16 protein-coding genes and 1 pseudogene are annotated in these 22,353 nt (G+C 32.6%); 6 read left to right on the top strand and 11 right to left on the bottom strand.

Annotated features, from left to right (window positions below; all coding sequences use genetic code 11):
• The first annotated feature begins 328 nt into the window (after positions 1-328).
• On the top strand, positions 329-784 hold the full coding sequence (locus VKJ25_RS04710) for a hypothetical protein (RefSeq protein ID WP_324235467.1): 456 nt from the start codon (positions 329-331) through the stop codon (positions 782-784).
• Positions 785-1,231: 447 nt separating this feature from the next.
• On the opposite strand, the gene cobO is transcribed toward VKJ25_RS04710, so the two are convergent.
• The 9 genes from cobO to VKJ25_RS04755 all read right to left on the bottom strand — a co-directional run bounded on the left by cobO (position 1,232) and on the right by VKJ25_RS04755 (position 13,764).
• Positions 1,232-1,831: a cob(I)yrinic acid a,c-diamide adenosyltransferase gene (cobO, locus tag VKJ25_RS04715; protein WP_324235468.1), complete on the bottom strand. Its 600-nt coding sequence runs from the start codon at positions 1,829-1,831 to the stop codon at positions 1,232-1,234.
• A 533-nt stretch (positions 1,832-2,364) separates the two neighbouring features.
• Positions 2,365-3,648, bottom strand: a complete 1,284-nt coding sequence (locus tag VKJ25_RS04720; RefSeq protein ID WP_324235469.1) for a tetratricopeptide repeat protein — start codon at positions 3,646-3,648, stop codon at positions 2,365-2,367.
• 762 nt (positions 3,649-4,410) lie between these two features.
• Complete coding sequence (locus tag VKJ25_RS04725; RefSeq protein WP_324235470.1) at positions 4,411-6,510, bottom strand: HAMP domain-containing sensor histidine kinase; 2,100 nt, start codon at positions 6,508-6,510, stop codon at positions 4,411-4,413.
• A 768-nt stretch (positions 6,511-7,278) separates the two neighbouring features.
• A complete protein-coding gene (locus VKJ25_RS04730; RefSeq protein ID WP_324235471.1) occupies positions 7,279-8,130 on the bottom strand; it encodes a substrate-binding domain-containing protein in 852 nt (283 codons plus the stop codon).
• A gap of 847 nt (positions 8,131-8,977) precedes the next feature.
• A complete protein-coding gene (locus tag VKJ25_RS04735) occupies positions 8,978-10,084 on the bottom strand; it encodes an acyl-CoA dehydrogenase family protein (RefSeq protein ID WP_324235472.1) in 1,107 nt (368 codons plus the stop codon).
• 384 nt (positions 10,085-10,468) lie between these two features.
• On the bottom strand, positions 10,469-10,714 hold the full coding sequence (locus tag VKJ25_RS04740) for a Uma2 family endonuclease (protein WP_324235473.1): 246 nt from the start codon (positions 10,712-10,714) through the stop codon (positions 10,469-10,471).
• 130 nt (positions 10,715-10,844) lie between these two features.
• Positions 10,845-11,042, bottom strand: coding sequence for a hypothetical protein (locus VKJ25_RS04745; protein WP_324235474.1), 198 nt, complete (start codon positions 11,040-11,042; stop codon positions 10,845-10,847).
• An 856-nt stretch (positions 11,043-11,898) separates the two neighbouring features.
• Positions 11,899-12,333, bottom strand: a complete 435-nt coding sequence (locus VKJ25_RS04750) for a hypothetical protein (protein ID WP_324235475.1) — start codon at positions 12,331-12,333, stop codon at positions 11,899-11,901.
• Between the two features lie 3 nt (positions 12,334-12,336).
• Positions 12,337-13,764, bottom strand: coding sequence for an SLC13 family permease (locus VKJ25_RS04755; RefSeq protein ID WP_324235476.1), 1,428 nt, complete (start codon positions 13,762-13,764; stop codon positions 12,337-12,339).
• Positions 13,765-14,374: 610 nt separating this feature from the next.
• Between VKJ25_RS04755 and cysC the strand changes: the two are divergent.
• A pseudogene (cysC, locus tag VKJ25_RS04760) lies at positions 14,375-14,968 on the top strand (adenylyl-sulfate kinase).
• A 939-nt stretch (positions 14,969-15,907) separates the two neighbouring features.
• On the opposite strand, the gene VKJ25_RS04765 reads toward cysC, so the two are convergent.
• Complete coding sequence (locus tag VKJ25_RS04765; RefSeq protein ID WP_324235477.1) at positions 15,908-17,026, bottom strand: RuBisCO accumulation factor 1; 1,119 nt, start codon at positions 17,024-17,026, stop codon at positions 15,908-15,910.
• A gap of 332 nt (positions 17,027-17,358) precedes the next feature.
• Between VKJ25_RS04765 and VKJ25_RS04770 the strand changes: the two genes are divergently transcribed.
• The 3 genes from VKJ25_RS04770 (at position 17,359) to VKJ25_RS04780 (ending at position 21,281) form a co-directional block, all read left to right on the top strand.
• Positions 17,359-18,312, top strand: a complete 954-nt coding sequence (locus tag VKJ25_RS04770; protein ID WP_324235478.1) for a response regulator — start codon at positions 17,359-17,361, stop codon at positions 18,310-18,312.
• Positions 18,313-18,330: 18 nt separating this feature from the next.
• Entirely contained in the window at positions 18,331-19,032 is a 702-nt protein-coding gene (gene ubiE / locus VKJ25_RS04775; RefSeq protein WP_324235479.1) for a bifunctional demethylmenaquinone methyltransferase/2-methoxy-6-polyprenyl-1,4-benzoquinol methylase UbiE, read from the top strand.
• A 1,022-nt stretch (positions 19,033-20,054) separates the two neighbouring features.
• Complete coding sequence (locus VKJ25_RS04780) at positions 20,055-21,281, top strand: DUF445 domain-containing protein (protein ID WP_324235480.1); 1,227 nt, start codon at positions 20,055-20,057, stop codon at positions 21,279-21,281.
• Positions 21,282-21,372: 91 nt separating this feature from the next.
• Here the strand turns inward: VKJ25_RS04780 and VKJ25_RS04785 are convergent, their stop codons facing one another.
• Entirely contained in the window at positions 21,373-21,582 is a 210-nt protein-coding gene (locus VKJ25_RS04785; RefSeq protein ID WP_324235481.1) for a hypothetical protein, read from the bottom strand.
• A 298-nt stretch (positions 21,583-21,880) separates the two neighbouring features.
• On the opposite strand from VKJ25_RS04785, the gene VKJ25_RS04790 reads away from it, so the two are divergent.
• Complete coding sequence (locus VKJ25_RS04790; RefSeq protein ID WP_324235482.1) at positions 21,881-22,144, top strand: DUF3493 domain-containing protein; 264 nt, start codon at positions 21,881-21,883, stop codon at positions 22,142-22,144.
• Positions 22,145-22,353: the final 209 nt, after the last annotated feature.

The raw sequence follows: 22,353 nt of genomic DNA on the forward strand, positions 1-22,353 counted from the left end.
GACATGAAACACTGGGTGACATACATGAATAGGCTTTATACCCTAATTTTTCGGTAAATGTGTTTAGAGATCAAGAGATTTCCTGTACTTCCCTTTGAAATATCCCTAATAAATAGGGACTGAAAATTTTGTAGGGATTGTCGAAAGTTTATTGACATTATTCCTTGTGGAGGTGGTTATTTTTAATGATTCCCTCTACAAGGAATTTTATTTGAGAAAGATAACTTTAATGTTGTGGTTGAAAAAGCAACAAAAATTGTTATGAAAATATACCATTGCCCTTTTATACGGGTATGATAATGATGTAGATAATAATTAAGCAATATTCGTGATTTTTAGGTTAGTGGCGATCGCAACCTACTCTATGTTGACTTATGGTGTACTTAATAAGCCAATAATACACCATCAATATATTTCTGTTAAGTTTAGGGAAGAAAGGCCAAAGATTTCTTATATGGATAATAATAATATGTTGCAGACTAATGGAATTTACCTTTTTGGTCAGTCTAAGCAACCAAATCAAGTTCAGAATGAGTATTTTATCTTTGAGTTCAGGAATGGTAAGGTAATTGGTGCTTTTTACCTACCTTATTCATCTTTTTACTGCTTTTATGGTTTTCATCAACAGAAAAGTTTACAGGTAAAGGTTATAGATAGTTATGATGATACTGCTTCTGACTACATAGTAGATTTGACAAAATATTACTCACTTACTGAAGCAACTGATAATGATTTCCGAGTATTAAAGACTTGTCGAACTAACTATCAACACTTAGTTTGGTAATTGAATGTTATATTATGATTGGTTGAATACTTAATTATCAAAAGTAATACTATATTTGTGAAGTGCTAAAATAATCAGCTAGAAAATAGATATTATTAAAGACTTAATATCGTATTAATAAATAGTATTTATAAATATAAACTTCAAATATAGCAAAATTTTTGATAATTGGTATGATTAAGCAAAAAAATCTAGAGTTTTTCTGTTTTTTTTGCTTTAGTAAAGATAATATCTATAGCAATCTTAAATGGGTGGTGAAAAATCAATAAAGTAACTAAAAAAACTGAAATTTTCACCTGTTACCTTTTCCCTAAAAGCAATGCAATTTTATACAGGAATAAAGTAGGATTGCTATAAGTGTGAATTTTGTTTCACGCAGGTACACAAACTATCTGGCAAAATACCTGCGATATTCTTCTTTTTTAATTAAGTGATTAAGAATTAAAATTAATATTCAATACCAGGTTGGGCTTTGATACCTTGTTCTCTAAAAGGATGTTTAATCATTTTCATTTCTGTTACTAAATCAGCTTTTTCAATTAGTTCAGGGGGTGCGCCTCTACCTGTCAAAATAATATGAGAATTTAATGGTTTTTCTTCTAAGCCTGCTAATAAATCTTCTAACTTTAAATAACCTAATTTTAGGGTTACATTAACTTCATCAAGCAAGACTAATTTAATGTCTGGGTTACGGATAAAAGTTAAAGCCAAATTCCAAGCTTCATAAACTTTCTGAATATCGCGCTCCCGGTCTTGAGTTTCCCAGGTAAACCCTTCACCTAAAGCATGAAAAGATATTTGTTGGCCCCACTTGTTAAAAATTGCTTTTTCTGCGGGTTCCCAAGCTCCTTTAATAAATTGGATAACTGCTACTCGAAAGCCATGTCCTAGAGAACGCATTACCATACCTAAGGCTGCTGTAGTTTTGCCTTTACCGTTCCCAGTATTGACAATAATTAAGCCTTTTTCTTCAGCAGCTTGAGATACTCGTTGTTCTTGTACTTCTTTACGACGCTGCATTTTCTGTTTATATTGCTCTGGAGTCATTTCAGTTATCAGTTATCAGTTATCAGTTATCAGTTATCAGTTATCAAGACTTCCTGTGATAGGCAGGAAATTTGAGGCATTTTAAAGTCTATATCATAGTCAAGCTTAATTTGTCAATCAATATTGAAGAAACCAACCAATTTGAGAAAATAATATAGCCAGGACTTACAGAAAGGTACTATATATAGAGCCAAAAAACTATTGTACAACAGTTTTAAGCACTATATCTATGGTAAGTGCGTAAGTCCTGATAGCAATTCTAAATGAAGTTGCAAGATTTGATTGTAGGGTTTTGGTTTCCTTTCCCCAAGTGTCAAGGAATTTGGAGACCAAACCCCTACAGTTAAGGTACTATATATAGAGTTAAAAAAGTATTTTGCAATAGTTTTAAGGACTATATCTAGGATCGCTGCGTAAGTCCTGAAACATTAATAATGATAAGACATTTTCAGGAAATGAGGAAGTACAAGGTCTAGAAAATACACAAACTAAATTAATGAAAACGGACTTTTTCTCAACACCTTCGACATTCTTTAATTATCCTGCTGTTGCTGCCAATCAGATATAATTTTTTCTAAATACCAAATCCTATCTTTACCAGGATATCTTTCTTTCATATTTGCAATTAATTGTTCTGCCATTTCCCAATATCCACCAACCATTCTTAAGAGTTGTTGTTTAAGTTGATTATATTTAGCATCTTGATCAATATTCTGATTTTGACTATAAACAGATGTCCGAATTTTCTTCAAATTTTCTAATGTTTTTTTATAGTTATTCCAATCTTCTACTTCTCCAAATAATCGAGCAGCATTTTGATAGTCATCTATAGCTTTTTTTATTTCTTCTAATCGGGAATAAATAATGCCTCGATGATAGAAAGCTTTAGCTTCATTAGGATTAATTTTTAATGCTTGTTCATAATCTTTTATTGCTTTTTGATACTCACTCATATCTCGATAAGCATTACCTCTATTTACATAGATAAGTGAATTATTAGGTTCAATTTTTAAAGCAGTATTAAAGTCAGCGATCGCTCCTTGAAAGTCTCCTATTTGACTACGAATCATTCCCCGATTTCGATAAGCTAAAACATCTTGATTATCAAATTGCAAAGCTTGATTAAAATCTGATATTGCTCCTAAATTATCTCCTTGTTTATAACGAATAATTCCTCGACAACAATAAGCTTGAGCATCTGAACTATCTACTTGTAATGCCCAGTTTAAATCTGTTATTGCTCCCTGGCGATCACCTTTTTCAAATTTTCTGACTATTCGACTTAAAAATATTTTACTATCATCTTTTTGCCACTGAAGATTACTGTCAGTTTGAACAAAAGCAGAAGCTAAGTTTTGCAACTGTTTAATATTATCCAAACATTTCCGACAGTTAATAGCATCTTTCTGTTCTAAATACAATTCTGCTCCACGTTTAAAATTAGTAATTGCATCTCCTAGGTTATCTTGTTTACGGTAAGCATTACCTAATAATTTATATGCTGGAGCGTAGTTATTATTAATCGTAATTATTTGATTAGCATCTGCAATAGTTCCGGGAATATTTCCTATTGCTAAGTTGGCAATACCACGGGCAAAATAAGCATCTATATAATTAGAATTAATTGTCAAAGCTTGAGTATAATCTGCAATTGCTATTTCTATATTTCCTAAGTCAAATTTTGCTAAACCTCTACCATAATAAGCTTCTGCAAAATTAGAATTAATTTCTATAGCTTGGCTAAAATATTCAATTGCTGCTTGATAGTTTCCAGCACGAGATTTAGCGACGGCTTGATTATAAATTTCTTGTTCCATGACACTAAGATTTATTTTATAAAATTATTTATGAGTTGTCAGCATTTAGCAGTTATAGGAATCTTAAAATAGGTTGTAAGATTTTATCGTAGGGATTTGGTCTGCAAATCCTTTAGCATAGTATTTGGGTTTGGAGACCAAACCCCTACATCTTTTTCTCACATCTGATTCCTGATTGCTACAGCATTCAGCTAACAGTTACTAATTGATTATCTTTTTAGTAATAGACATCTCCAGAAAAGAGGGAACTGGGAACTGGGAATAGGAAGAAAGAATTGATTTAATTTTTCATTTTTGGAGATGTCTAATAGTTAGTCTTGAGAAGTTTACAGAGAATTAAAAGTATTGGAAAAAACTGACTTTGACAAAAGAAAATATATTTTTATTCTTGATTAAACAGCTACAAGGTGAACGCTAATAGTTGAATTATTACTATTAGTTAACCTGAAAATTTAAAAAAGCTGTTGGTACAGTATTCCCCAGGAAATACTAATAGCTGAATGTTAAATTGGGTGCATCTCATATTTATTTGTAAAAATCATCTTTTTTCTATTATCTGTTCCTTGTTCCCTGTTCCCTATTCCCTGTTGCTTAAATTTCCAAAAATCCTTTTTTCCCTATTCCCTATTCCTTGTTCTCTGTTCCCTAAATTTGCAAAAATCCTTTTTTTCTTATTCCCTATTTCCTATTCCCTGTTCCTTGTTCCCTATTCCCTAAATTTCCAAAAATCCTTTTTTTCTATTACCTATTTCCTATTCCCTATTACAACTTATTGAGGATTGCCATATATTTTTTTTGTTCTATATTCTGTGTTATTGGAATCTCAATAAAAAATTCTGTTCCCACTCCTAAAGTAGAAATACAACTCAATTTTCCGTGATGTTCATCTACTATAATTGAGTAACTAATAGATAATCCTAAACCAGTCCCCGAACCCACAGGTTTAGTAGTCATAAAAGGGTCAAATATTTTGGCTTGAGTTTGTTCTGTCATTCCACAACCATTGTCAGAAATTTTGATTTGTACCGAATTAGAATCTGTCACTTCAGTCTTAATTAAAATTTGCGGATTCTCATTTTTTTCTCCTCGACTGATGGAAATTTCTAAAGCATCTATAGCATTTTCAATAATGTTGAAAAATACTTGATTTAATTTACCAGGATTACAAACAACTAGGGGTAAATCTCCATATTCTTTGGTAATATTAATTTGCTGATTACTTTGATTTCCTAGCTTTGTAGAAGTGTAACAACGATGCTGTAAAATCGAGAGACTAGACTCAATATTTTTATTAATATCTACTGATTTTCTAATTGATTCATCTAACCGGGAAAAAGTTCGTAAATTCCTAACTATATTACTAATTCTGTTAGCTCCATATTTCATTGAATTTAACAATTTATGTGTATCTTCCACCAAAAATTCTATATCTATTTTTGAGAGAATATCGTTAATTAAATCTGTAGGTTGAGGATATTCTTGCTGATAAGCATAAATCAGTTCTAATAACTCATCAAAGTATTCAAGGGCATAATCAACATTCCCATAAATAAAAGTTACAGGATTATTAAGTTCGTGAGCTATTCCTGCTACCATTCGTCCTAAACTTGACATTTTTTCAGTTTGAACTAATTGAGTTTGATTATTGGAAAGCTTTGCTAAAATTTCCTCAGTAGTTAATAGCTTTTCTAAAGTTGTTTCTAATCTGTGCATTTGCTCTTGAATTTTTTTATCTCTTGCTTCAAGTTCTTCTGCCATAAAATTAAATCCTTTAGCTAACTTATCTACTTCATCATTATAGGTAACAGGAAGTCTAATTTTTAAGTTACCACTTGCTAACTTTTCTGTAGCATTAGTCATTGTATCAACTCGACCTGCAATTAAACCTGATACTAAATAACCGACGAAAATAGCTATTATCGATCCTACCAAACATAATAGACTAATCAATATCCAAAAATTTCTTTTTGTTACTTCTAAATCTTTTCTATCATAGAGAATAACTAATTCTAATTTAGTAGTATCTAATCTTGATACAGATATAGTCTGAACAGTATATAATGTACCGCCAACTTTAATTTTTTCTAATTCCTGATTAGATAATTCTTGAATTTTTTCATCAGGAAAACTGTAAGCTTTTGGGAAACTAGAAGCAATTATTTTTCCCTTTTTCAAAGCAATAAGTTCTTCTTTTGTTCCCTGAGTTATTTCTGCTAGTAATTTATCATCGATAACTCTACCAATAATAATACCCCCAATAATTCCTTCCTGAGATTTTATGGGCGCAGTTCCGATTAATATAGATGGTATTGATTTTTCTGTAGTAACAATATTAGAAGAATATACCCCATTAATTACCTGTGAAACTATGGTTGGATTAGTAATTTCTTTTTGTTTAAACTTGGGACTGCGTAAATTTATTAACTGATTGCCATTTTGATCTATGAGCTGCATTAAATCTAGAGATAAACTGATTTTTAAAGGTAATAATTGTTGCAAAGTTTCTGTTTTATCTTTTAATTGTAATGCTTTTCTAACTGTTGTTCCCTCCACTATTAATTTAGCATCTAACTGCATCTGCCTTATTTTTTTGTGAAATGTTCTTAAAATTAACGAAGCAACACCTTTGACTTCTTGTATTTCTTTTTCTTCAATATATTTAAGAAATAAATAACTAATACTAAAAGTTCCAGAAATCCAAATTAAGAGGAAAACTAAAACAAATGGAATACTAATTTTTTGTCTTAAAGGTAGTTTGGGATAAGGATTGAAAGGAACATTTTTTACTAATCCAATTAAAGAAGATAAACCTCGATTAAGTTTTCCTTTATTAGGATTAGTCTGGTTTTTAGTACCACGCATTTTTTTATTAACTAATTAAAAGTAAAAATATATATCACATTCTATTGTATTACAGTTATCTACTATTCAGCATTACTTTCCTTTTTCCCTTACTTTTGTTTAAGCATTTAATCTGTATTCAGTTTTGATAATATTTTAATATAAGAACTCTATTTTATTCATGTCAAAAATCTTGCTACTTTTTGGTATGGAGGTTTGGAGGTAATGAGCAATAGGTCATTTCAGTTATTAGTTATCAGTTATCAGTTATCATTAGATATCTCCAGAAAAGAAGGAACAGGGAACATAGAAGGTGGGAATAGGGAAGAATAATTGATAATTTCGTATGAGAGAATTGATTTGAATTTTTATTTTTGGAGATGTCTATTAGAGAGTGAACCTCCGACTAAATTCGGAGGCTTGAAATACTGATTTATCGGGAACCGTGTTAAAATTTTTTCATCCCCAAACAAGGGGAAGCTTTATACCTCTTTTTTTGGTAAAACTTTAGGAGTTTATTTCTAGTTTTTAATTTGTCATAACCTCTGAACGGATTGCTATATTCTTCTCAGATAAATACATAATTTTTTATGTGCCTATTTAAGTATACAAATTAAGTTTTATGGTGAGAAAAAAACTGTAGGGGTTTGAGTTCCAAATCCCTTGGTACTTGCTTGGGTTTAGAGACCAAACCCCTACAATAAATCTTACAACCTTTTTAGGATTGCTATAGTATAATAACTGTTAGGGTACCTCCGACCCAGGAGGCTAACTGATAGCTGAAACGACTTAATTATTTTCTACTATATAATCAGTTGATTCTAATGCTTCCTTACCTTTTTGACTGAGAAGAAAATCAATAAATTCTTGAGTTCCAGAAGTAGGTTGAGGAGAAAAAACAATCCCAATAGTTTGAGTCATTTTATATTTACCATTCTGAATATTAACTTTGTTAGGAGCAACATTATCAATGCTAAGTATATTAACATTATCCTCTTTTAAATTTTCCCAGTTTGAGATAATACCAATACTATAAGGAGTAGTTTTTATCCCTTCCAGAAGTAGATCGTCATCTTGAAAAATAATAGCTTTTGATGTTATTTGAAAATTTTTTCCTATATAATGCTCTCGAAAAACTTCTTTTTCTGTTTCGTCTTCAGCTATATCTAATAAAACAATTTCCGCATCAGGTCCTCCTACCTCTTTCCAATTCGTAATAGTACCATTATAAATACCTTTAATTTGCTCAGTATTCAGATTAGAAACTCCTTGAACATTTTCATTAGTAATCAAAACCACAAAATTTTTCACTACGGGAATATATTTCACATTTTCTGGTGTTTCTGTTATTGTTATTTCCTGACTAATAACTCCAATATTAATTACTCCATCTTGAACACCTCGAATACCACCACTACTTTGACTATTAGGCATCAGAGTAACTTCAATAGAGTCATTTTCATAAGCATCAGCTAATATTTCCATGATCGGATAACCTTCAGAAGAACCACCTATTTTAATCTCTTCCTCGATAGTTTTTTGGCTTTCACTTACAGCATTATTTTCCCCTATACAACTGGTGAGAGTTACTAGAGTTAATATGCCGCCAATTAATGGAATTAATAAATTTTTTAATTTCATTTATCACTTGCTTAATACACAAATTGCTATTATAGTTTTACTAACCCAAATATAGCATTCCGAAAATTTAACAGCCTTATATTTATCTATTCAAAAATAATCTCTGCAAGAATCTAAGCTTTTTTAAATTTCCCACCCTATTTCAGTTATCAGCAGGACTTACCTATTGGAGACGAGTTTCGGTCATTTGAGATTGCTATCCTCGCTGTCTCTCGTATCGGACAGAAATATTTTGCTTTGCGTAACCCGATCAGTTATCGTTGATCATTTATTAGTTAAGTAGGTAGGTAAAAAAAATTATAAGTACGTCCGCAGCGACTAGAACGGAGTAGAACGAAACAATCTCAAGGGTTTTTACTACTTTAACATTTCATTAAATAGGGCTAGCTGATTAAATATCAAAGCATTATTCAATAAAGGTTTCAGCCTTTTTTAGTCCGGAAAAAGTACCAGCTTTTAGGTCTTGAAAGCTAAAAGGTCTAGTATTTTTGGCTAATTGTGACAGAAAATTCAGAGATAGTTCTTCTGACTACCTCTTCTGTAATTCCCATTCCCATACGGATGCTGGATTCACCGATTCTGACTCCTCCCCTTGCCAAAATACTTTTGAGCGCAAACCCTAAATAGTGGTGCTTATTTGCACCTATTTACTTATCAGTACAAATCTATACTTTATAAACATCTTCACTTAACAGAAAACTTGGGCATTATTGACAAGTTATAGATAAGTCTTAGTTAGGATTTTTGGGGAGAAAAATATACTAAAAAACACTTTTTTTGGCGATCGCTTAAGTAGTTTTATTTATCTACTATGATGTTTTCTCCTTTCTCCCCTACCCCCTACTCCCTACTCAAGAATAGGAACTAAATTTTTGAGAGTAGCTTCCATAATATCTGTCGTTTGCGCTGAGACTGTATAAACTAGAGCTTCTCGGTAAACTCGTTGTGCTGCATGACTTTGGTGATTCGCAGCTCCACTCGAAACAGTTACAGCAGCAGTAGCGCAAAGTTGAGCTAAATTAATAGCTTTTGCTCTGAGGTGGAGTTTTGTCGCAAAATCTGTATCAGGATTTTTATTAGCTAATTCTATAGAATTTCGACATTGAGTAACTTCTGTTTTTAGGGAATTTATAGCATCATTAATAAAAACTAGAGATTTCTTTTCTGAAACTTTAATCATAATATCTATACCTGCCAAAGCACATCCTAAAGCAAAGGGAGTAAAGCCTAATATTTTTTTTCTGTCGTTTTCTTGAACCCAGTTTACAGGTTGAATAGAAACTAAACGTTCATTAGATAAAAACCAATTTTTAACTGTAGCACTAACAGTATTAGTTGAATTAATAGCACACAAAGACATAGGTTTTGAGAAAGTAATATTGCCATTTAATTGATTACTTTCAATAAAAGGTATCATCCCAAAAATTGCTCTGCCATCCGGTAATTTTGCAGCAATAATAAACTCTTGAAATATACCCCAACCAGTTATCCAAGGCACAATTCCTTCTATATAATATCCACCTTGAGTAGGGAAAGCTTTGACTGGTACTTCCGCGCGTCGAAGTTGAGAAAAACCTACTCCTAATAAAATTTTTCCGTAGCTTAAATGAGGTAAATATTCTTCTTGTAATTGATAATTTTCACTTGATGCTAATATTGCTGCTGCACTTTGATGTTGGGTTTGGAGAAAAGATAATGCACCAGAATATCTGGCTAGAAGTAATTGATAATTAAAATAATCTTGTCGAGCTAATTCTAAACCTCCCCACTTTTGCGGAATTTTTAACCCTAATAAACCTGATTTTCCTAGACTCATTAAAGCCTTTTCTAATTCTATTGGGTTAGTATCAATTTCATTAGCTACGGGAACAACAGAATTTTGTAAAATTGAATAGACAATTTGTTCTATATTTTGGGTTCTTTCTGAATTTTTAGTGAGGGATGATATAGTCATACTAAATGCGGTTTAGAAAGCATATTTACTGTCAAGGTAAGACAGAAGGAAGAGGGCAGAGGGCAGAAGGAAGAAGGGTTAAAATGATCTCTATAGAGAAACCCTAAACATTTTTTTATTGTATTATATCAGAATTAAATTTTTAGGAAAAAATTGCAGTATTTTAGGTGAAATATTCTACATAAGCATTCAGCTATCAGCAATAAAAACCTGAATCATAAGGAGGAGATTTAAAGGAATATAAGTTTAAAAACTAAATTTTGTAGTCAGAAAAATTTCTGATTTTTCGGGAACCGTATGATAAAGCTTTTATGTTAAACTAAGAGCAATAGTTGAATGCTGACTACTGAATGCTGAATGCTTACTATTCCACTACCGAACTAATTAATTTTCCCTATCAAATACTGCCAAAACTGTTAGATTAATCTGTTTAAATCCAGGAGATAATATTAAATCATTACCAGAAAAATTACCGACTTCTATATAAGTTTTCCCTTTTAATTCTAAGACTAATATACTTTGAGTTTCTGGGTCAACAATCCAATATTCAGGAATCCCACAATCTTGATATTGAATTCTTTTAGCAATATAATCTCTCTCTTTGTAAATCTCCCGGACTAACAACTTCAACAACTAATAAAGGAGGCAATATAGACAAGCGAATCGTATTCCTTTTTGATAATAATTGAATATGTTCTTCTCAGATAATAGTCAAATCTGGATAGGGATTTTTAGGTTCACCTCTTACCTCTAATTCTAATCATTGCCCCCGAACTCGACGATGACCTAAAATTAAAGCAAATTGGAGGAATAAAAAATTAGCAATTTCTATATTTAAACCTGACTCTGGAGGCACTTCAATTAATTCTCCATTAAATAATTCATAGAACTTTTCTGAGTTATTATTATAGGATAAATATTCTTCAAAAGTTTGAAATTTATAATTAGTTTTTAGCATCAGATTGTTGAATTAGGGAGTAAGGAGTAGGGAGTAGTTAAGAATTAGGAAAAATCGGAATTTATAGAACAGTTAATTTTTATCATAGCTGCCTTGATTTTTCTACTTAACTTTACCCCAAAATCCTCAATTTTTGATTTTCTTCCACAGACAGAAAAGAGCGTACTTTTTCTAGATATAAAAAGCCTAAACTTTTTTCTGTCAATACTTTTTTTGTATGTTTAATCAGCAAGCATTATTTATCACTTTTTTTTCTTACTCTCTACTCCCTATAAAGATAAAGTTTGAAATTTATAATGAATTTTTAGCATCAGATTGTTGAATTAGGGAGTAGGGAGTAGGGAGTAGTTAAGAATTAGGAAAAATCGGAATTTATAGAACAGTTAATTTTTATCATAGCTGCCTTTATTTTTCTGACTAACTTTACCCCAAAATCCTCAATGTTTGATTTTTTTCCACAGACAGAAAAGAGCGTACTTTTTCTAGATATAAAAAGCCTAAACTTTTTTCTGTCAATACTTTTATATTTAATCAGCAAGTCTTATTTATCAATTTTTTTCTTACTCTCTACTCCCTATAAAGTTGGAAATTTATAATTAAATTTTAGCATTAGATTAACTACTCCAGAACATATTATTCATCACTTTTTTTCTATTCCCTACTCTCTACTCTCTACTCCCTATTCTTCAGATTGACTGCTCCAGAAATCAATAAATATTATTTCATTTTCATTATGTTTTTAATCTAACTAATAATGTAAAAAGCATTAAGAGGAAAAACCTTTTTCCTTCTTCCTTCTTCCTTCTTCCTTTTTCCTTCCTCGTTCCTACTCCCTACTCCCTACTCCCTATTCTTCCTAATTTTCCTCAATATATTCTGCAATATTTGGTAATTTGCCAATCTTAGCAGTAAGTAACTGGGGACCAGCAACCACAATTTTAATTGCACCTTCTTCTACAAGCTCAAACAAATATTTCTCTATCTTAGGTCTTTCTATTACTTCCTCAATCTCTAATTCCACACCCTTTTCTTGTGCCTTACGTTTCACCCGCTTCAAAACATCATTAGCTAAAGCACGATAACCATCCAACATAGAATCTTGTAATTTATGCAAAGGATTAGAACCCAACCAACCAGTTTGCCCCAACTCACCAATAACATCGTGAACTGAATTATTATTAATAAAAAACACAACCCTCAAATTATTTTCATTTTGTTGTGCTTCTGAAACTGCTTTCCACATTGCCTTATCATAAGCATAAGGATTTGCCACCACCAACCAGATACTCATTTATTACACTCCCAACCCAAATAAAGGCCAATAAAATTTCGCCATTGCCAAAAATATTAAAGTCCCCACTAATTTTAACAACAACCCACGCTTAAAAGCTTCAGAAGGGGATACATAACCACTACCAATAATAATAGCCATTACCGGGGTACTCACTGGTAACAAAAAAGCTATACCCGATGGTAAAGTAATACCCAAGGTCATTGCCCTGGGGTCTACTCCATATTGAGCAGCTAAAGCAAGTCCCACAGGCATCAAAATAGCTACTGCCGCAGCATTACTCATTCCCTCTGTCAAAAAACCAACAATCAAAACCATTGCCACAAAACAAACCAGACCAGAATTAACCCATGACCCCAACAAAGCTTCTGCCAATACTTGCGCTGCTCCTGTATCTCTTAAAATCGCACTTAAAGCAATGGCACTACCATACATCAAAAAAATACCCCAGTTAACATCTTCTTCTACTTCTTGCCAAGTTGCCAAACCACATACAAAGCTACACATAACTCCAAAAAATGCTATACTATCTAATCCCCAAACCTTTCCCTTAAAAATCCATAACAAAACTATTCCCGTTACTAATACCAATGTACCAATTTCTCTGGATGAAATTCCTCCTAAACTGTTGGCTCTAAGTTTCAAAAATTTTAGGGCATTAGATAAAGAAACTACTGTACCTTTACCTATTTGTAGTAGTACAACATAAGCAACTATTAACATTAGGATCACTAAAGGAATAGACCAAATAAACCATTCGGCAAAAGTAATATCGTATTCTCCATTTGTGGTGCTGCGCAGCAACCCTAATGCTAGAGGCGCTCTCGCACCCCCCAGTAAAGTTGCGATACCACCTATACTGCAACCCCATCCCAAGGCTAAAAATGCTGCTAGACCAAAACGACCTCCTGGTTTTGCTCCTGCTGCTTGCACAACTTCTATGACTACTGGAAATAACATGGCCGTCACTGCATAAGAACTAATCACAAAGGACATTAAGGCCGAAAGAATTAATATAGAAGCAATTAAGGTATTTTGACTATTGCCAAAACGAGAAACTACTGCTAAAGCTAGACGAGTGCTAAGTCCAGAACGTTGAATAGGACTGGCGAGAATAAATGCTCCCAATACAAAGAATACTGCTTTGTTGCCAAAATAAGCATAAGTTTCTGTGGGAGACATACTACCGCTTAAAGGTATTAAAAATAGTACCATTAAACCTGTGACGGCAACTGGTAGAGTATTAGTTGCCCACAGAAAAGCTGTAACTCCAAATACTGCTAATGCTCCTTTGGCTTCTTTTTCTACTCCAGTCATGGGGAATAAGAGAATGCCGATATAAATAAGTGCTGCAGCTACAAACCAAAGCCAACGGTACTGACGTTGATGAAGTATGCGTAACCAAGTACGAAGATGTTTGAGACTTTCCATTGATTATGAATAATTTTTGACCAGGTAATTTGATTATTGTTGTTATATGAGAGAGGGAACTCACCACTACTGTTCCTGGGAAGGGAATAATTGATAATTTCTGGATTAGTAATAGGGAACAGGAAGGGTGAAAAATTAATCTATTAATCTAATTATGACAAAGTAATTCTTTATAATATCATGGTTAAAATTTTAAGTTAATAAATTATTATAATTAAGCACTCAGTTATCAGCTATCATCTATTAGTAATTATTCATTACTTCTGAGCTTTGGGAAGAGAGTTTCGACAGTAACTTTTTATTCTTTATCAAGAATAAAGTTGGTTTTACTCTCTCCTAAATTAATAGCTAATTTCTAATAGCTGACGGCTGTTTGCTTACTTTAAATAGAACTTTAAAATTTCTGTTTTATCAGGATTGAAAATTTGTTTTTTTGTCAGTAAAAAGTTATTAGGAATAGGCTCTTACTCCGGAATGCTATGAGAAAAGCTTTTCCTGGGTTATGATAATTTTTAACTTTGATTTGGAAAATAATTCTTCCTGCCAAAATAATGGATTAATAATTCATAGCTGATAACTGAATGCTTATATTTTTTAGAGGATTTTGTGAATGGAAAATAATCATCAAATTGGCGTAACAGTATGGTTTACTGGTTTAAGTTGTGCTGGTAAAACTACTCTAAGTTTAGCTGTAGGAGAAGAGTTGCGATCGCTTGGTTATAATGTAGAAATTCTTGATAGTATGATTATTCGTCAAGATATTGGGAAAAATTTAGGTTTTAGTCAAGCAGATCGAGAGGAAAATATCCGCAGAATTGGTTTTTTAGCTCATCTTTTAACTCGTAATAATTTAATAGTTTTAGTATCTGCTATTTCTCCTTATCAAGAAGTTCGTTCTGAGGTTAAAAAACGCATTGGGAACTTTATTGAAGTATATGTTAATGCTCCGTTAGAAGTTTGTGAAGCACGGGATAGTAAAGGACTTTATAAACTTGCTAGAACAGGAGAAATTAAATAATTTACTGGTATTGATTTACCTTATGAAGCACCATCTAATCCTGATGTTGAATGCCATACTGACTTAGAAACAGTAACAGAAAGTAAGGAAAAAGTTATTTCCAAAATGGTGGATTTAGGTTATCTAAAAGTTCACAGTTTTGCTAATAGTAATCCTGATTTTTTAAGAATAGGGAGTAGGGAGTAGGGAGTAGGGAGCACAAAGACGGAAGACGGAAGAAGGAAGACGGAAGAAGGAAGAAGGAAGAAGGAAGAAGGAAGAAGGAAGAAGGAAGAAGGATTAATAGCAAATCCTTTTTTTTAAACTCTTTGTGTAATTCTTAATGATAATTCAATAGACATCAGATAAGACTAAAATTTGTGCGGGTAAGATTCCCGCACTGGTAATACAAAAAGGTATGAGGTATCAAGTATCCCCTTCAATATTCAATAGGGAATAAAAAATGTTCGATTCAGTATTTCCAACTATCAACTTCAGCACTAATAACTGATAACTGATAACTGAAATAGGGTGCTGTAAATGGCAAGTATTATCAAACTAACTGTTGAGGATTATCAATTATTACATATTTTTTATAAGCATTCATAAAACTAAATTTCCCCAAATAAGGTATAAAATATCAAGTATCCCCTTCGATATTCAATAGGGGATAAAAAATCTTCGATTCAGTATTTCCAACTATCAACTTCAGCACTGATAACTGATAACTTTTAACTAATTTAAAAATCAAATATCCCCTTCAATAAAAAAATGTTCGATAATCTTCGATTCAGTATTTCCAACTATCAACTTCAGCACTGATAACTGAAAAATTAAATATCCCCTATTCAAGGGTATAAAATCAGTATTTCCAACAGCTAACTTCAGCACTAATAACTGATAACTTTTAACTGATAACTGAAAAATTAAATATCCCCTATTCAAGGGTATAAAATCAGTATTTCCAACAGCCAACTTCAGCACTAATAACTGATAACTAAAAAATTAAATATCCCCTTCATTATCGGTTAAATTAACTCCTTAATATTCAATACAGTTCAGTTAAAAATAAAATCAATTATTTCCTCCTATTGTGTAGGGAGGTTCCATGAACGTCCCTACCTACTCCCCCTTGTCTAAAAAAGTCTATTCTTCAATTTGCCATAAATCTTTAATAACCTCTCGATCAAAAATCTTTTTAGGTCTTAATGCCAACAAAATTCTCCCAAGTAAAGGTACATTAGGTTCCTCATCAAACCACTGCATTACTATTTTACCCTCTTGGTCTATAATAAAATATCCATCCTCATGCCATTGACGTTGACTTCTATCTATAATTAATAAAACTTCTTCATTAGTACCAGGTATCGGAGTAGGCAAGCGATCACTATTTTCAATTATTACCACTGGAGCTTCAGCTTGCATCACAACTCGCCATCCAGGTATCCCTACCCAAGCACCTGCTCCACCAGAAAACTTAACTATATTAAAAGGTTCTACCTCTTCCACCAGAGGTACTGCCTTAAAATCTTCTGTATTGAGTGGTAATTTTCCAATAACTGGTAAAATACGAGGTAACTCCTCTTCTTGCTCCAGTCGATAAACTGGTAAACGAGGAGCTGGCCTCTGGGAAACAACCGTAAAATCAGTTAATAATTTCTCTAACTGTTTTCTAGCTGTTTGACTATCTGCTAACTTAAGACCTTTGGCAATGAGACGAGACCTATGTTGTAAATCATTTTGCTGCCTAGCTTGTTTCCAACATTGATATGCTACTATATCTCCGGGAGAATCAGAAAATCCTTCTGGTATTACTTTCATCCGAGCAAAATCTTTCATAGCTTTGGCTACATCTTTAGCATCATCCGCATCTAGATTATGAGTAACTAGAAACTCTGTGGCAATAATTCTTTGTTCCTGAGTTAAAATTCTTAATTCGTAGAGAATATCACTACCGGATTTCTCAAAACGTGATATGATTTTTTGTTGACTTGATGGTAAAGAATTTCCCTCAGTCTTAGCATTAACAATACTTGTATATACTTGAGACCCAACTATTACTTGATTTTGATGTATTGGTTCAAATCCTGTTTCCTCAAATATTTGCTGAGAAGTATATCCAGCCTTTTGTAGAGTAGCACAAGCATTTCCCCATTCTACCCAATTACCTTCTTTACGACGTAGTAAAACAATTAAGTTTTCTGCATCTACTGAGTTTGTTGATTTTTGTTGCGAGTTAGAAGATTTTTGTGGTGTTTCAGTCATAATTTATAACGCACTTTTTTTTATTGGCAAATACTATAGAATACACTTCTGAAGATTTAATCGCAACTATATATGCCATTAATTTTTCCCAACTTCCATGTAGCCAAGGTATCTTACCTGTTATAACCGTACCAGAGCCTTGATCAAATCGGGTGTGTCTTACTGACTATAAATATTCTGGACAAAATAAAAAAATTAGCTTCGTAAAGTAGTAAAGTAAAATCTGGTAATTACTATATAATTATTATTTCAAACCAAATATTTATTTTTAATTAATAAACATAATTACTATTAATGGTACTTTAGAAATACAATTGAGGGGGTTTGTTTGAATGGAAGCAATTCCTCAACAGTTAGATAAAATTAAAATTCAACTGATGAACCTGACCAGAAAAAAGAAACCTAAAATGTTGGTAGTAGATGATGAACCAGATAACCTGGACTTGCTCTACCGCACCTTTCGACGAGATTTTAGTGTTCTCAAAGCTGAAAGTGGAATTAAGGCTTTGGAAATTTTGGCCTCAGAAGGGGAAGTGGCTGTGATTGTATCCGATCAACGGATGCCAGAAATGAAAGGCACAGAATTTTTAAGTAAAACTTTGCCCCAGTTCCCTAATACAGTCAGAATTATTCTCACTGGATTTACTGATATAGAAGATTTGGTTGATGCAATAAATTCTGGACAAGTATACAAATATATTACTAAGCCTTGGGATCCAAATGAGCTTAAAGGAATTGTCAAAACCGCTGCTCATACTTATGAACTTTTGAATCAACGTACTGAATATTTAGAAAAGTTCCAAACTCAATTGGATTTGTTAAATACAGTTGTTAATATATCTCAGAAGTATAGCAGTATAAAACAAGCTCTTACAGAAATCGTAGATATCTATAGTAAAAGTTTTTCTACAGATATATGTATTTTACAGTTAATTGAGAATAATAATTTAAGTTCTACTATAGGAATAAGTAATAAGCTGGGTCAACAGGTTGATAACTGTTTGGCTGATGACCCTCTGGCAATGGAGGCGATCGCTTCTGGGAATGTACAATTTGTGATGAATGTTTCTCAGGATACTAAGTTTTCTGATGTTTCCCATTATCAAATTTCAGGAATAGAGACTCATCTGGTTATTCCCATTTCCTATCGGGAAAAGCTTCTGGCTTTGATGTCCTTGCAATGGCAAAAACTTAGTAAACTTGAACCAGAAGAAATTAGTACAATTAAAATATCAGTTCAATTACTGACACTAGCTTTGAATAGCTTTAGCACAACTGAAGACTAAAAATTTTGACCGTATTCTATGATTAATAATTCTACAGAAGTCCAGGCCATATTTAACAAAATTGCTCCAGTTTATGACCAACTAAATGATTTATTGAGTTTGGGTATACATAAAAGTTGGAAACAAATGGCTGTAATCTGGAGTGAGGCTAGTTATGGTGATACTTCTCTAGATTTGTGTTGTGGTAGTGGAGATTTAGCTTGGATGTTGGCTAAGTCTGTCGGAAGTACAGGCCGGGTTTTTGGGGTCGATTTTTCTGTGGAGCAGTTGGCGATCGCTCGTAACCGACGACCCCCTTTATGGGATCAGGTTAGTTCTATTGATTGGATCAAGGCGGATGTTTTGAGTCTGCCTTTTGCTGATAATTATTTCGATTGTGCTACGATGGGATATGGTTTGCGTAATGTCTCAAATATTCCCTATTGTTTACAAGAGTTACATCGAGTCCTTAAACCTAATGCTAAGGCAGCAATTCTAGATATGCACCGTCCTAGTAGTTCGGCTCTAAGAGGATTTCAACAGTGGTACTTGGATACGGTTGTAGTTCCAATAGCTAGTAATTTGGGGTTAACTGAGGAATATGCTTATATTAATCCTAGTCTAAATAAATTTCCTACAGGATTAAAGCAAATTGACTTAGCACATAAAGCTGGATTTGTCAATTGTAAACATTACCCTATTTTCGGGGGAATGATGGGAATATTAGTAATTACAAAATAGACATTTCCAGAAAGTAGAGAGTGAACCTCAGACTAAAGTCAGAGGCTTGAAATACTGAGTTAAATATTTTCCATCCCCTTAAAAAGGCAGGCTTTAGACCTAATTTTTTTGGTAAGTAAGAAAGTTTCTTAACCTTTTGCCAAAATAATAAAAGCAGAAAATTTTTTTATACATTTTTCTAGGGCGTGTCATCAATTAAATAAGTTGACAAAAAGGCTATTCTCTGTTAAGTAAAAATGGCGCTCGCGGTTGGGTAGGTTCAGATACAGGGTAGCATACCTGAAATTGTTCGGTCGGTAGGGGCGGGTTTCTCCGTAGGGACGTTTCGCTACGCGACATGAAACGCATTTTTGTTATGCAAAGTCCGTACAATGAACGATTTTCAAAAGTCGAGTTAGATAAACCCGCCCCCCAATGATGTAATGAACAGTTTTAGCTTTGTCAGTCCACTACTTTTGTTAATAAAGCTTCTAACATCTAATTAATGACATACCCTAGAAATTTTTTTATCAATTCCTGATTCTAGATTTGTAATAATTTAGAATTTAGAATTTAGAATTTAGAATTGAAGCAACTATTAAGTTGGTGTGGTTCACAAATAATCTATATCCTTCCGACTTTCCATAGACCTTTTAGCCTGAATGCTTATCTAGATTTTACAGCAAATTTTCAACATAAGAAGTACAAATATTAATGTTAAAACTCTTGTAATACAGCCTTCTAGGCTGTCAAAATTGTACCTAAATAATATGCAATCTGCTGTATTATCTACTCCCGTAATTTCTGAAATGTTCTGATTGTTTATTTAAACTATTATTTTTCCTTATTTTCATTCTAGCTCACTAATAAATAGAGCTTTTAACGTAAGCATTCAGATGTCAGCTATTGTTTTTAATTTGAGATAAAAGTTTTATTAATTAACGCCAAATTAAAACTTACTATAAAAGCTGAGTCTTATTGCTGTTAGATAACAGCTAATAAATGAATGCCGACCTTTCAAGTTTGCTTTTAGGTAATCAAAATTGTCTAATATCTGGCTTTATTTTGTACCACCGATTGCAGGTGGAATTATTGGCTATTTCACTAATGATATAGCCATAAAAATGCTATTTCGTCCTTATCGTCCCTATTATATTTTTAGACGAAAACTACCCTTTACTCCTGGTTTAATTCCTTCTAACCAAGAACGTTTAGCTAAACGAGTTGCTGATACAATTATGGGTTCTTTGTTAACTCCTTCAGAGTTGCAAAACCTAGCACGTCGTTTATTACAAACTGAACGGATGGAAGCTGCTATTCTGTGGCTTTTACAAATGGCTTTAGAGCAATTAAAAGTTGATACAAATACTAAAAGTATCAAGATTTTAGCGAATATTCTCCGTGATTTATTAGGTCAATCTTTACCACGACTTTTGAAAATTTGGGCAAAGAGAGAAGATTTTTTAGAACCTCAATTAAATCAAATTTTTGACCATATTTTGCTAGAGTTTCAACTAACAGAAATGCAGGCAGCTCAATTATCTGATTGGTTATTAAAAGTTGTTTTACCACCAGATGTATTGAGACAGACTTTAATTGATTTTTTGACAGATCAAAATATTTCTATTATTGATGAGGGTTTTCGTGAAAAAGCTAGTGGAACTTATTGGGTAGTAGCTAATTTATTTGGGTTGCGTAACACTTTAACTAGGTTAAGAACTTTTTGTTTAGATGAGAGAGAGCTAACGAATAAACGCTTAACGGAACTAATTACTGCATTGGGTGTTAGAGAAAGAATTAAAGAATGGTTACATAATCTTTCGATGCAAAATTTACCTGTTTCTACTGTACGTCAATTAAGAAATACTATGCGGGATAGTGTGCGTTTATATTTACATGACCATGGTGCTGATTTGATTCAAGCTTTAAGTTTATCTATAGATTGGGAACATATTGCAGATTTAATTATTAATCGTTTACAAGCTTCTTCAATAATGAATAGTTCTCTAGAGTTAGTTAGTCAAGAATTAGCTTTGATTTTAGAGCGTTATTTGGAGCGAGATTTAGAAAATATTGTGGCTATGGCAATTCCTATTTTAAATATTGATCAAGTTATTATTAATAGAGTTAAAGCTACTTCTGCTCAGGATTTAGAAGTTGCTATTAATGTAATTGTTAAAAATGAGTTGCAAGCTATTGTTAATTTGGGTGGAGTTTTAGGTGTTTTTGTTGGTTTGTTACAGACAGTTATTTTGTTTTTACAAAAGTAATATTGTGTTGATAGAATTTGGTGGCGTACAGAATTTTTCGATTCTTAGAAAGGTAAGCAATATCGAGAGATTAGAGATTTTAGATCAAATTTTAAAACTGTTGCGTAATAGTTATATCAAATCCGGTAGTATCGGTAGAATTGATTTCCTGTAGGGGTTTGGTCTCCAATTTTTCGGGAACCGTACCCTCTACATACCGGGGGTTTGCCCAATCCTGATGGTAAACCTTATTCTCCAATTTCTTGGGAACCGTAGAAATCGGATTTGATATTACAGCAGATTCTATTTTTGTGGGGTACATCCATTGAGAGGATTTAATGATTAAATCTATACTTCAATATACTTGGAATCTGCTTTAAGTTAATTCAAAATTCAACTTAATTTAGAAGTATTATTTAGACATTTCATCTCTAACCTCAAAACTGTTGCGCAATAGTTATAGTTTCTGATTAATTCAAAATTCAACTTAATTTAGAAGCGTTATTCAGACATTTTATCTACTCTTTTCCCGGCACAAGATTATAATTAGTAGTAGATTTATTTCTGAAAACACTGATAACTCATAACTCATAACTCATAACTCATAACTCATAACTGAAATGGCAACTCCAAACTCAAACAAATCTACTCCTAAAACTAAACTCGATCCAGAAAAATATGCTCGTCTCAAAGCTGAACTAGATGCACCTTATCGAGGATTTAGAAAATTTATCTATGTAACTTTTGGAGCTTCTGGTTTTATTGGAGCTTTTATTTCTTTTGCCAAAATTATTGCTGGTCAAAATATTGATTCTGCTCTTCCTAATTTTGCCTTACAACTTGGAATTATCGCTTTGATGATTTGGTTGTTTCGTTTAGAATAACTATCTGGGGTTTTAAATATAGCACTACTTATGGTTGGCTGAAAAAGTCTTTTTCCGAAGGTAGGGAACACTTAACTGTTTAAACTATCTGCTACGGTCAAGTTTTCTGAGGGACAATAAACGAAAAACAAGATATGTCAAAAATTTACCATTTTGACTTTTGATTTATACCAGTTTGATACATGTTTACTACGAATCCCTCTATACCT

This window comes from Okeania sp. (genome assembly GCF_035285525.1).
Classification (GTDB): domain Bacteria; phylum Cyanobacteriota; class Cyanobacteriia; order Cyanobacteriales; family Microcoleaceae; genus Trichodesmium.